Origin of the sequence: Flavobacterium frigidimaris (assembly GCF_002217275.1) — a bacterium.
Lineage (GTDB): Bacteria > Bacteroidota > Bacteroidia > Flavobacteriales > Flavobacteriaceae > Flavobacterium > Flavobacterium aquidurense.
The window spans coordinates 1-13537 of record NZ_MUGV01000018.1 but is presented as its reverse complement, the minus strand read 5'-3'; the positions used below and the strand labels follow the sequence as shown (position 1 = coordinate 13537).

10 protein-coding genes and 1 tRNA gene are annotated in these 13537 nt (G+C 34.9%); 6 read left to right on the top strand and 5 right to left on the bottom strand.

All coding sequences use genetic code 11. The annotated features are described in order from the left end of the window. Positions 1-6: 6 nt before the first annotated feature. Positions 7-438: a hypothetical protein gene (locus B0A65_RS10645; protein ID WP_074658720.1), complete on the bottom strand. Its 432-nt coding sequence runs from the start codon at positions 436-438 to the stop codon at positions 7-9. 144 nt (positions 439-582) lie between these two features. Beyond that, entirely contained in the window at positions 583-2988 is a 2406-nt protein-coding gene (locus B0A65_RS10640) for a TonB-dependent receptor domain-containing protein (RefSeq protein ID WP_074658718.1), read from the bottom strand. A 491-nt stretch (positions 2989-3479) separates the two neighbouring features. On the opposite strand from B0A65_RS10640, the gene B0A65_RS10635 reads away from it, so the two are divergent. Then, positions 3480-3764 carry a hypothetical protein gene (locus B0A65_RS10635; protein ID WP_074658716.1) on the top strand — a complete coding sequence of 95 codons (285 nt, stop codon included), beginning with the start codon at positions 3480-3482 and terminating at the stop codon, positions 3762-3764. 113 nt (positions 3765-3877) lie between these two features. Here the strand turns inward: B0A65_RS10635 and purL are convergent, their stop codons facing one another. The 3 genes from purL to B0A65_RS10620 all read right to left on the bottom strand — a co-directional run bounded on the left by purL (position 3878) and on the right by B0A65_RS10620 (position 9952). Beyond that, the gene (gene purL / locus B0A65_RS10630) at positions 3878-7531 is read right to left on the bottom strand and encodes a phosphoribosylformylglycinamidine synthase (protein WP_074658714.1); all 3654 of its coding nucleotides are present in this window, start codon (positions 7529-7531) and stop codon (positions 3878-3880) included. Positions 7532-7819: 288 nt separating this feature from the next. Beyond that, positions 7820-8404: an XAC2610-related protein gene (locus tag B0A65_RS10625; RefSeq protein WP_074658712.1), complete on the bottom strand. Its 585-nt coding sequence runs from the start codon at positions 8402-8404 to the stop codon at positions 7820-7822. 33 nt (positions 8405-8437) lie between these two features. After that, on the bottom strand, positions 8438-9952 hold the full coding sequence (locus B0A65_RS10620) for a hypothetical protein (protein ID WP_074658710.1): 1515 nt from the start codon (positions 9950-9952) through the stop codon (positions 8438-8440). 260 nt (positions 9953-10212) lie between these two features. Between B0A65_RS10620 and B0A65_RS10615 the strand changes: the two genes are divergently transcribed. The 5 genes from B0A65_RS10615 to B0A65_RS23255 form a co-directional block, all read left to right on the top strand. Then, positions 10213-10644, top strand: coding sequence for a PaaI family thioesterase (locus tag B0A65_RS10615; protein WP_074658708.1), 432 nt, complete (start codon positions 10213-10215; stop codon positions 10642-10644). Between the two features lie 4 nt (positions 10645-10648). After that, positions 10649-11731, top strand: a complete 1083-nt coding sequence (locus B0A65_RS10610; protein WP_074658706.1) for a chorismate-binding protein — start codon at positions 10649-10651, stop codon at positions 11729-11731. Positions 11732-11808: 77 nt separating this feature from the next. Beyond that, positions 11809-12525, top strand: coding sequence for a bacillithiol biosynthesis deacetylase BshB1 (gene bshB1 / locus B0A65_RS10605; RefSeq protein ID WP_074658704.1), 717 nt, complete (start codon positions 11809-11811; stop codon positions 12523-12525). A gap of 76 nt (positions 12526-12601) precedes the next feature. Beyond that, positions 12602-12675: transfer RNA gene (locus tag B0A65_RS10600), tRNA-His, on the top strand. Between the two features lie 564 nt (positions 12676-13239). Further along, the coding region (locus B0A65_RS23255; RefSeq protein ID WP_207556420.1) for a hypothetical protein at positions 13240-13537 on the top strand (298 nt) is incomplete at its 3' end.

Here is a 13537-nt window from a genome sequence, read left to right as displayed (position 1 = left end):
TTCAGCTTATTGAACATTATAATCCACGTAATCTTTCACTCTTTCTCCCATCAAAAACATTTTTTTCTTGGTAAAGTGAATCGAAAATTGAGAATAGATCCATTCGTTGCTATCATTTGGTCGATACCAAAATGTGTAAGACGCACTATTGAACCCTTCTTTAAAAATTGGAACGCCTTCTTCCGTGCATTCAATTCCCCAGTTAATTTTATTTTTGGATAAATCGTTTGCCTGGATAACGCCGGTTCCGTCCGGACTTAATACCGTACTTGGTTCTTTTTGCCCCATTGGTATATAAACCCCGGGAACAGGATAACCAATAGTCGTTGTAATATAACGATCACGACCGTTATGCGTGATTTTGTTGACTTCTACCTGTGAATAAGTGTTTAGGGAAATTAAAAATAAGCTAAATAAAAGTAGTTTTATAAATTTCATTCTGTGTAGGTTTAATTGTTTTTGGAGTTTAAAAAAAAATTCAGTGGCGTGAACTTTTTAGCGAATATAGTTCAAATTTTCATAGAAAAAATGAATCCCAATTACAAGAATGAACTTTTTTTTAATTTTTATTTTTCATGAAATTTATTCCGTTGAAAACTGATTTTCCAGCAATTTTTCTTTAAAATCAGACTTAAAAGTATAAGCAAATGTAACCATCAAAGCACGCGTATCTGATTTACTAGTTCGGTTATTGCTAAACAATGCTGTATTGTTTTTGTAACCGCTTTCGAGCGTGTTAAACATATCGGTAACAACTAACCCTAATCTGGCATTTCCTTTTCCTAGTTTCTGCTGGAAACCCATATCGACATTATAAATCGGAATTCTTTTTCCCTGTGGAGTTGCCAAAGCCGAATTATAATTTCCGATGACCTGAAGTTTACCGCCTTTCCATGGCACAAAATTATTGATAATTTTTCCGTACCAGCTAAAAGCATTGCTCACGATATCTTCTCCAAGATTCGATGCATTGATGTTTTGCTGAAAAGCCGTTACACTGATATTGGCATCGTAAAAACCAACTGGTTTTAGGCTGAAAATAGTTTCTAAGCCATAAGTAATGGTACTTCCAATATTTTTAGGCATTAATAAAACCACACCATTGTCCTGAAGTTCTGCATATTGCCTGATAGTATTGGTGGCGTTTCTGTAAAAAGCATTTGTTGAAAAGGAATAGTTGTTCCAGTCTTTGTTATAACTCATTTCAGCAATGTGAATAATCTCCGGTTTTAAATACGGATTTCCACTGTGCGGATTCAATGCGTCCGTAATGTCAACAAACGGATTTAAATCATCTAAATCCGGACGGTTGATACGTTTACTGTAACCAATTTTTAGAAATTCATCTGTTGCTAAATTTAATTGGGCAGAAGCCGAAGGGAAAAATTTGATATAATCATTAGTAAAACGATCACTATTCGTTTGTGTTGCTCCGGTGTTGGAAACATTTTCTGCGCGCAATCCTACATTATATTTCCATTTTGGATTTTCAGCCGTTCCTGAAAAAGAATTCAACAGACCGTAAAATGCATTTATTTGTTCGTTATAATCAAAAGTATTACTCGCAATCGGGTTGATTATGTAATCACCATTAATCATACCGGCACTTTGATATTCCGAATTAAAAAAACGGAAAGTTCCTTTATAACCTGTTTCCAGTATTGTTTTTGGTGCAATGGGCAAAGCGTAATTCACAATGGCATTTGATATATTTTCATGCTCATAATTGTGTGTTCGTTGTAAAAATACATCACCAATTTGCTCATTATATTGATCATAATTATACGTGTCAATATCCGTATTTTCTTTGTGTTTGTTGAAAGAAGAAGTAATACTGGCATTTAAACTCTTTCTCTCATCAGAAAATTTTCGATCATAACTAAAAGCCAATTCGCCTACTTTTGAACGTTCTAATTCTAAAGAATGTCTTCTGTTACTGGAGAAAAACTGATCTGCACTGGTATTGACCTGCGTATACAAAGTTTCATCATTATCCTGACTTTCCATGTTTCCAAGTGCTTCAAATGAGAAGTTGTTTTTTTCGTTGGGAGAAAAATCAATATTGAATTTCAAATTCTGCAAACCTTCCGTTCGTTCATCATTTCGGTGTTGTTTGATATAATGTTCGTCGTCAATAAAATAATTGGTGCGTTCTGCTTTTATTTCTTTGGTTCGGCCAGCGAAACGATTATCATATGCCAGGCCAAAATTCCATTTTTCTGTTTTTTGATTTAAAAGTATAGAACTGTTCGCTCTTCCTTTCGCACCAAAACCACCACCCAAAACCACTGCTCCATTAAAACCGCTTTGATTGTTTTTCTTTAATTTAATATTGATGATGCCGCTTTCTGCATTAGCATCATACTTCGCCGTTGGATTACTAATAACTTCAATACTTTCAATACTGCTTGCAGCGATCTGATCCATATTAGTAATGGCCGAATTTTTTCCGTTGATTAGAATCATTGGTGACTTACCTCTTAACGTTATTCCGCCTTCTGCATCTACAGCAACGGTCGGAATACTTTTAAGCATATCTGTCGCAGTTCCGCCAGATTGAGAAATATTCGATACAGCATTAAAAACAAAACCTTCATCTGTTTTCTGAATTTGTTTTTTTTGAGAATTGACAACAACAGCATTCAGTAAATTAGCATCATTTTCTAAAACAACCGTTCCAATAGAAACTGGATTTTTATCAATTTTGATTTTTTGAGTTCTGGTTTTGAAACCAATTAATTTGAATTGCAAAACATAATCACCTGATATTAGATTTTCTAAATCAAAATTTCCCGCAACATCTGTTACGGCATAATGGGCCACTTTTGTAGAATCACTTGCATTTTTTAAAAGTACATCTACAAATTCTACCGGAAGTTTTCCATCAGATACATTTCCTTTTATTGAGGGTGTTTTTTGGCCAAAAGAAAATTGACTACTGCTAAATAATACTATAAACAGTGAAAGTTGTTGCATCCATTTTTTCATAAGACAAAGATATTTATCCGAATAAATAGTGACCTGAAAACGGCCTTAAGATATCATTAAATTACTCTTAGATGAGATTAAGGAGTTCTTTAAGAAAATTAATTTATAAGCCATATGTATAACGATGTTTAGTCCCTAAGGAATATAATCCTTTTAGGATTTAGACATTGCTGGTAAAATCACCAACTATACTATCCTATGTGATATAGTCTTTTTGGATGTATAATAGTAACAAAAGTTTCCAATATGATAATCCGTTAGGATTTAGATATTGGTAGCAAAAACAGGGAATCACGAAGTAAGATATCCCGTAGGGATTACAAATATTTTTTAAGAGCAAAGGATTTTAATTAATAAAAAAAAGGTGTTTTTCCCCTGAAAAAAACAGGAAATAGCAGAAGCAATTTGATTTTCGCTCACTATAATTTTATCTCGTTAAAATGCGAAAGCCGAAAAGCAAACGAGTAGGCATAAATTAAAATCTAGTTAATATGGAAACAGCTTTGTATTTAGCAATGGGTTGGTGCGGAACGAAGTACCCAGGCTGGTGGAGACGCTTTTGGAAAAATCCACCACCACCTCCAGATCCGGAACCCTGGTGGACTATTACAATTATTGGTATTGGTCTCGTGGCGGGAGTTGCCGGCGGAACATTTTTTAGTACTGCAATATATGGAAATCAATTTTTCTCAGGTCAAACTGCCGTTGCTTCAGGATTGTTTGCTTTTGGTGCTTCTAATGTCATTACAGGTGTTGCCTCGGTTTTTAGAAACTAAAAAAAAATGCCTCAGCTAATAGGGATAGTGCTGAGGCATTTTTTTTATTTACTACTAATTTCACGAATTACTTACCGACTCAATTAATTCGTGCTAATTCGTGCAATTCGTGTTTAGTTTTTCTCAATCCATTTTCTTGCATTAACAAAAGCTTCATGCCAAGGCGAAACTTCGTCGTTTCTGTCTTTTGGATAATGAGCCCAGTTCCATTGGAAAGTCGAACGCTCAATATGAGGCATCATCACCAAATGTCTTCCGGTTTTATCACACATCATTGCGGTGTTATAATCAGATCCGTTAGGATTTGCAGGATAACCTTCGTAAGCATATTTCGAAACAATATTGTAGTTTTCTTCGGCTAAAGGCAAATTGAATTTTCCTTCTCCGTGAGAAACCCAAACGCCTAAAGTACTTCCGGCTAAACTAGACAACATAACCGAATTATTCTCCTGTACTTTAACAGAAGTAAAAATACTTTCGTGTTTGTTACTTTCGTTATGCAGCATTTTTCCGTGAACTTCATGTTCTGGATTAATAACTTCTAATTCCATAAACAATTGGCAACCGTTACAAATTCCAACAGATAAAGTGTCTTCTCTTTTAAAGAATTTATCCAAAGCTGTTTTTGCTTTTTCGTTGTATAAGAAAGCTCCGGCCCAACCTTTAGCAGAACCTAAAACATCAGAATTAGAGAATCCTCCAACTGCACCAATAAACTGAATATCTTCAAGAGTTTCACGACCCGAAATTAAATCGGTCATGTGAACGTCTTTTACATCGAATCCTGCCAAATACATTGCATTTGCCATTTCGCGTTCAGAATTACTTCCTTTTTCACGAATAATAGCAGCCTTAGGTTTTGGTTTCGAAGCATCGATTACCGGTTTTTTTCCTGTAAAGTGTGCTGGGAAAGTATATTGTAAAACCTGATTTTTGTAGTTTTCGAAACGTGCCTGAGCTCTTCCGTTTTTAGATTGTTTTTGATCTAATAAATACGAAGTTTCAAACCAGATATCTCTATACTTCGCAATGTCCAAATTATAAATTCCAAATTCCAAACTTGGTGTGTTTTGAACTGAACCAATTTTGAAGAATTCGATATTGTTAGCGTTTAATTTAGCTTCAACAGCTGCATCAGATTTAGCCTGGAATACAATTCCGATGTTTTCTGCGAAAAGGATTTTCAATAAGTCTTTTTCTGCGAAAGTTGAGAAATCAATTTTTGCTCCCAAGTTTACATCAGCAAAACACAATTCTAATAAAGTTGTGATTAAACCACCGCTTCCGATATCGTGACCCGCTAAAATTTGGCTTTCGCCGATTAGCTCCTGAATAGTATTAAAAGCATTTTTGAAAAAAGAAGCATCTTTAATTGTAGAAGTCTCGTTTCCGATTGTGTTTCTAATTTGTGCAAAAGAAGAACCTCCTAATTTGAAGTCATCCTGAGACAAATTGATATAATAAATGGAATCTCCGTTTTTCTGTAAAACAGGTTCCACTACTTTTCTGATATCGGTACAGTTTCCTCCAGCCGAAATAATAACCGTTCCCGGCGCGATCACTTCGTCGTTTGGATATTTTTGTTTCATTGAAAGTGAATCTTTTCCTGTCGGAATGTTGATTCCCAATTCAATTGCAAATTCTGAACAACCTTCTACTGCAGCGTACAAACGAGCGTCTTCACCTTCGTTTTTACAAGCCCACATCCAGTTAGCAGATAATGAAATTCCTTTCAAACCATCTTTAATCGGTGCCCAAACAATGTTTGATAACGATTCTGCAATAGCATTTCTGCTTCCTGCAACAGGATCAATCAAAGCCGCGATAGGAGCGTGGCCAATAGAAGTAGCAATTCCTTCTTTTCCTAAATAATCCAATGCCATAACACCAACATTATTCAAAGGCAATTGCAATGGTCCTGCATTTTGTTGTTTGGCTACTTTTCCACCTACACAACGGTCCACTTTATTAGTCAACCAGTCTTTTGATGCAACAGCTTCTAAGCGTAAAACGTCTTGTAAATATTTTTCAAAATCGGCTTTGTCGTAAGTAACAGCAGCATATTTTCTATCAATAGTTTTGTCATTCATAACCGTTTTAGGAGAGCTTCCGAAGAAATCTTCTAAAGCATAATCCATCGGTTTTGAACCATTTGATTTTGATTCGAATGTAAAACGGTGATCTCCCGTTACATCTCCAACCTGATACATTGGCGAACGCTCTCTGTTAGCAATTCTCTGTAAAGTATCAATATCTTTTTGACCAATAACCAATCCCATTCTTTCCTGAGATTCGTTACCGATAATTTCTTTTGCTGAAAGTGTTGGATCTCCAACTGGTAATTTATCCAAATCGATTAAACCTCCCGTTTCTTCCACTAATTCCGAAAGACAGTTTAAGTGTCCTCCAGCGCCGTGATCGTGAATAGAAACAATTGGATTGTTATCACTTTCTACTAAACCACGAATGGCGTTGGCAGCACGTTTTTGCATTTCAGGGTTTGAACGCTGAATCGCATTTAATTCGATTCCTGAACCAAAAGCTCCGGTATCTGCAGACGAAACCGCAGCTCCACCCATTCCGATTCTATAATTTTCTCCACCAAGAATTACGATTTTATCGCCTTCTTGTGGTTTCTTTTTAATTGCCTGATCTAATTTTCCGTAACCAATTCCACCCGCTTGCATGATTACTTTGTCATAACCAATTTTACGATCGTTTTCTCCGTGTTCGAAAGTTAAAACGGAACCAGTAATAAGCGGTTGCCCAAATTTATTTCCAAAATCAGAAGCTCCGTTTGAAGCTTTGATCAAAATATCCATTGGAGTTTGGTACAACCATTTTCTCTCTTCAACAGCATTTTCCCATTTTCTGTCATCATTCAAACGAGAATAAGAAGTCATGTAAACTGCAGTTCCTGCTAATGGCAATGAACCCTGACCACCAGCTAAACGGTCACGAATTTCTCCTCCTGATCCTGTTGCTGCTCCGTTAAAAGGCTCTACAGTTGTTGGGAAATTGTGTGTTTCTGCTTTTAGAGATAAAACAGAATCAAATTCTTTTATTTCGTAAAAATCAGGTTTGTCAGCTGTTTTTGGTGCAAACTGCTGCACTTTTGGTCCTTTTACAAAAGCCACGTTGTCTTTGTAAGCAGACACAATATCGTTAGGATTTTCCTGTGATGTTTTTTTGATTAATTTGAAAAGAGAAGTTTCTTTTTCTTCACCATCAATTACAAAAGTTCCGTTGAAAATTTTGTGACGACAGTGCTCTGAATTCGCTTGTGAGAAAGCAAAAATCTCAGAATCCGTTAGTTTTCTTCCTAATTTTACAGCTAGATTATCCAAGTAATCTACTTCTTCCTGGCTTAAAGCCAAGCCTTCTACTTTGTTATATGTTGCAATATCATCGATTTCCAGAATTGGTTCCGGCTGTACATTGATAGTGAAAATTTCCTGATCTAATTGAGTAAACTTTTGAAAAAGCATTGGATCAAAATCAGTAAAATCAGCCGTTGCCGGATGAAATTCTTCAATTCTGATGATGCCCGGAATACCCATGTTTTGAGTAATTTCTACAGCATTTGTACTCCAAGGTGTGATCATAGTGGCGCGGGGACCAACAAAAAAATCCGACAGCGCGGATTTTTCGATCTTATTAGAGTTGGCAAAAAGCCAGTTTAATTTTGAAATGTCTTGAGCCGAAATTTCGTTTTGCGTTTGTACCGCGAAAACAGTTTTGCTTTGGTTTTCAAAGAAATGGATCATTGTGATGTGTAGTTTGTTGTATTGAAGGTGCAAATTTAGTGTAAATAAATAGTAAGCGCAAATTTGCAAACAAAGTCTTTTAATGTTTTTTTACCACTAAGACACAAAGGCATAAAGTTTTTTTGTTTCACGCAGATTTTGCAGATTTAGACGGATCTGAATTCATTATAATTTTATTAAAATCTGCGTGAATTTTTATTCCGTTTTAGTATCTGCTTTATCTGCAAAATCTGCGGGAGCAAAAAAATCTCGTAAACGTGTAATTCCGATAAATATCGAAGTAAAGTTTTATTTTATTCCTGCAATCTTTTTTATTGCTTTGCTATATTCTTTTTCAGCTTTAAGACTGCCATCGTCAATTATCTCAATATTATAATCATAAATTTTGAAATTTTTGATTTTGTAAAATGCTGCCCAATTTTTACCAGAGTTCACATGACTCTCAATAATTTTATATTTTGAATTATAACTAGGGTTTTTTATTTCTTCAAAGCCAATTACTCTTTTAAAATTATTCGTTTGGGGATTGTATAAGTATAAATTGTAAGTCCAATTGCTTCTTACATCAGAAATATTTTGGATTAAAACATCTTTAATTTTGTCATTATTGAAATCTTTAAACTCAATTTCCTGGACTCGACTAAAAATAGAGTCTTTTATTAAAGTTGAATTTTTTCCATTAATTTTTTGATTGATAATTAAAATCGAATTTTTATCATTTTCATAACCATCTTTTTCATTATCAAAGTTTATCAGTTTAATTGTAATTCCCTTGTCTTTATAAATAGAATCACATTTGATTATAGTTGTATTTTGGGCCAATGTATAACTGAAAGTAAAAAGGGATATTATTGATAAAAAAGATGATTTCATAATTATAAAGGAAGTGAATCTGAATTTAAATTCTTACTTAGGAAAAATAGCACTCTGATAAGCACCCAAATCCGGAGGAGAAGTTCTCGTCGCTCCAATAATATCCAACGGAATTATATAGGCCTGATTTCCTTTGGCGAAAGCGGAAGAGGTTTTATCAATGTTGAATTTATTCTGAGAAACATTATAAAATTTTGGATTTTCATTCAAAATAATTTGATTGTAATGAACAGCATCCGTTTTAAATTGATAATCGGGATTCGTGGTTGAGCTATTGAATTTCAACAAACAATTATTCAATTGATAAACAAATGGAACAGCTGTACTTTTGTTCAAATTAAATTCATTGGTATTCGAGCCATAAATAATACAATTATTAAAAGTGGCCTGAGTCAACGGATTCGTTTCGGGAGTCGCGCCGGCCAGAGTATTGCTCAGGTTTACCGCGAAGTGTGTACTGTTTTGCCAGTTATTGTTAAAAGTACAATGTGTGAAACTGTAATTACCTCCGTAAACACAAGATAAACTCGCTACACCAGTATAATTAATTACGATATTTTCTCCTGCTATTCGGGCATTTTGAGCCAGAATTCCATATTCGACACAGTTGTAAATCTGCGTATTTTTGATGGAAACAGTTGTTGCGTCCTGATTTTTGAAAGACAAACCAGTTACAGCATTTTTTAATGTTAAATGGTTTATGGAATGATTGGTGCTTCCGTCAGCCAGTATAACTGAATTCCATTGTCCGGGAATATCAGCATAAAGTGATTCAAGCCTGTCGCCTTCAAAAATAACTTCGTTTTCTAAATTTTCAGTTGTTGATTTAGTTCCGCTGATCTGAAGAGAAGCTTTTTTGTCTACATAAAGACCAGAATTAGCATGAAAATGTACACGTGCTCCGGCTTCAAAAGTGACTGTTTTGTTTTCAGGAACTCCGGCATATCCGTAGATTACATAAGGTTTCTGTTTTGTGAAAATTAGTTCATTTCCGTTTACAGCATCATTTTCATCCAAATAAAAGCCATCAACATCTTTCCCGTCAATTTTAATTTTTTCCTTCGTTCCATCCGGATTTTGCTTCGGATATAAAAAAACAGCATCCTGAATTAAAGTCACTAAAGCTACTTGTTGCAGATTCACTCCACTGTCAAACTGAATTTCATCAGTATATAAAAAATCAGCCGGATTGGCATCCGTAATATCTGCAGTAGTTTCTACAAAAATGTACAAACTGTCTTTGGCTAAAAGGGTAACATTATTGAAAATTTTTCCATTGTTGCCAGTCATTCCGTCAACGGTCATACGGTATTTAGAATTTAATCCTTTTTTGAGTTGAATAATCGGTATCGAAATATCATTTTTACTTCTATTGTAAACTTTAACCTGATAAGTGCTCGAACCGATATTTTTGAAAACAGTATCCAGATAAACGGTATCTTGTGAAAACTTTAAATCTCCAGTGCTGGCAACGGTATCAAAATCAGTTCGACAAGAACTGAAAGCTAAAATTAAGCCGAGAATGAAGAGTGCAAAATAGTGACGCATTTGAATGGGGTGTTTTTTTGCTACAGATTTGCTTCGCCCGTTCGCTATCGCTCGGGTCACAGATTTAAATGATCTTTTCCATTCTTTACGAATAAATCTAATCTGTGTTAATCTGAGAAATCTGTGGCAAATATTTTTAATCGCTTTGTAAAAATAACAAAAAACTTACATGCTCGAAGATGATTTTTAATATTAGAATTCGATTTTCTAATTTGTATCTCATCTTTTCTTTAATTTTACGATTTTAAAGCCTATTCTAAATGAATTATACAAAAGAGCAAATAGTAGAGCGTTGCAATCAGTTTTCTAAAAACACGTTGATGGAAACGCTAAAAATTGAATATATCGATGCTGGCGAAGACTTTTTAACTGCAAAAATGCCTGTAAATCCAAGCGTTCATCAGCCAATGGGCTTGTTGCACGGCGGAGCTTCAGTTGCTTTGGCAGAAAGTGTAGGAAGTGCAGCATCATTCTTCTTTATCGATCCCAGAGAACAAGAAGTTCGCGGCATCGAAATTTCGGCCAATCACTTAAAAAGTATTCGTGAAGGTTGGGTTTTTGGAACTGCCCGAATCATTCATAAAGGAAGAAGTATCCATCTTTGGGAAATTAAAATTACAGATGAAGCGGGAAATCTAATTTCGCTTTGCAAACTAACCAATATGGTTTTGGATAAAAAGAAAACCGAATAAAAATATGAACGACTTTTTCTCTACTATAAGAAAACATCAGGAGCAAAAATTGCCTTTTGTAATTTATTCTAAACCTAATTCGTCAAGTGTTTTTGCTCTTTTGCAGCAGGATAACACCGTGTATAAAGTCACAGATTATAGTGAAAAAGGTTTTGTTTTTGCTTCTTTTGATGAAAAACAGCTCATATTGATTCCGGAGAATGAATCGAAAATTATAAGTGCAGAACAAACTACCGGTAATTTTGATTTTAATGATATTGAAGACCCGACTTTCGATTCAGAAACAAAAATGCAATATGAAGCTTTAGTCGAAAAGGGAATTCAGGCGATTACGAATGAAGAATTCAAAAAAGTAGTTTTGTCAAGAAGCGAAAGTATTGAGTTGAACGATTTTGATTTTATTATCACATTCAAACGTTTAATTCATTTATATCCATCGACTTTTACGTATTGCTTTTCGCATCCTGAAATTGGATTCTGGATTGGAGCAACTCCGGAACAATTATTAAAAGCAAGCGAAAGTGTTTTTGAAACAACAGCATTGGCCGGAACACAAAAAGCTAACGCAGAAGAAGAGATTTCCTGGCAGCAAAAAGAAAAAGACGAACAGCAATACGTAACCGATTTTATTATAAAAAGATTGCGCGAAGTGGCCTCTTCTGTAAATGTAACAAAACCGTACAGCATCAAAGCGGGATCGATCTGGCATATTAAAACTGATATTTCAGGAGTTTTAAAGGAGAATTCTACTTTAAAAGAAGTTATTGATACGTTGCATCCAACGCCAGCCGTTTGTGGATTGCCAAAGAAAAAAGCAAAAGCATTTATCCTTGAGAATGAAAATTACGACAGAACTTTTTATACAGGCTTTCTGGGCGAATTGAATAGTAGTTTTGCCCACAAAGCAGTAAGTTCTGATTTGTTTGTAAATTTACGCAGCATGCAAATTAAGGACAATAAAGCCATTTTGTACATGGGATGCGGTATTACAAAAGAAAGTATTCCTGAAAAAGAATGGGAGGAAAGCGTTAATAAATCCATGACAATGAAAAGAGTTTTGAATATAAAAAAGAATAATAATTGTTAAAAAGTTTCAAGTTTCAGGTTTCAATTTGTTGGAACGTAAAACCTGAAACTTGAAACCTGAAACTTGAAACAAAAAAAATGAAATTAGATATACTAGCCTTTGGAGCACACCCTGACGATGTAGAATTGGGTTGTGCCGGAACCATTTTAAAAGAAGTTTCACTGGGAAAAAAAGTGGGAATTGTAGATTTAACCCGAGGAGAGTTGGGTACCAGAGGAACAGCAGAAACCAGAGATGAAGAAGCGAAAGCCGCCGCAAAAATATTAGGGGTTTTGGTTCGTGAAAATTTGGCCATGCGTGATGGTTTTTTCGTTAATGATGAAAAGCACCAGTTGGAAGTTATTAAGATGATCCGAAAATATAAACCGGAGATTGTATTGTGTAATGCAATTGAGGATCGCCATATCGATCACGGAAAAGGAAGCAAATTAGTTTCTGACGCTTGTTTTTTATCCGGATTGATGAAAATAGAAACTGTTGTTGATGGTGAAAAACAAGAAGCCTGGAGGCCGAAAGTGGTTTATCATTATATTCAGTGGAAAAACATCGAACCAGATTTTGTTGTAGACATTACAGGCTTTGAGGATAAAAAAGTAGAAGCAATTGCAGCTTATAAAACACAATTTTATGATCCAAATTCTAATGAACCTGCAACACCAATTACAAGTAAAAACTTTTTTGAAAGCTTAAATTACCGTGCGAAGGACTTAGGAAGACTTGTTGGGAAAGATTTTGCTGAAGGTTTTACGGTTGAAAGATGTTTGGCAGTCAATAGCTTAGAAAATTTGATTTAAAAAGATGAATTTTTTTTTAATTTTTTCTTTGTAGAAGTAAACCTTTGTTGTATATTTGCAACCGCAAAGAAAAATGGTGGTTGTAGCTCAGCTGGTTAGAGTATTGGTTTGTGGTGCCGAGGGTCGCCGGTTCGAACCCGGTCAGCCACCCAGAAATTTAAAGCCTTGAAGAAATTCAAGGCTTTTTTTGTGTCCTTAATTTTTTTACCAAAACCTGTGAAGTAAAAAAAAAATTTACCGCAAAGTTCGCAAAGTGTTTTTTTATTGGTGTGTTTGTGCTATGTTTTTAAGTTCGCAAGGCTTTATGAATAAAAATTTGCGAACCTTGCGTAATTCCTTTGTGCACCTTGCGGTTAAGTACCTCAATCTTGGATTTCAAAATTGGAATTTAAAGAAAATTTACCGCCAAGTTCGCAAAGTGTTTTTTTATATATTGGTGTGTTTATGCTGTGTATTTAAGTTCGCAAGGCTTTATGAGTGAAAATTTGCGAACCTTGCGTAAAACCTTTGCGAACCTTGCGGTTAAGTACCTCAATCTTGGATTTCAAAATTGGAATTTAAAAAAATTTACCGCAAAGTTCGCAAAGTGTTTTTTTATTGGTGTGTTTATGCTGTGTATTTAAGTTCGCAAAGCTTTATGAGTAAAAATTTGCGAATCTTGCGTAAAACCTTTGCGCACCTTGCGGTTAAGTACCTCAATCTTGGATTTCAAAATTGGAATTTAAAAAAATTTACCGCAAAGTTCGCAAAGTGTTTTTTTATTGGTGTGTTTATGCCGTGTATTTAAGTTCGCAAGGCTTTATGAGTAAAAATTTGCGAACCTTGCGTAAAACCTTTGCGCACCTTGCGGTTAAGTACCTCAATCTTGGATTTCAAAATTGGAATTTAAAAAAAATTATCGCAAAGTTCGCAAAGTGTTTTTTTTATTGGTGTGTTTATGCCGTGTATTTAAGTTCGCAAGGCTTTATGAATAAAAATTTGCGAACCTTGCATAAAACCTTTGCGCACCTTG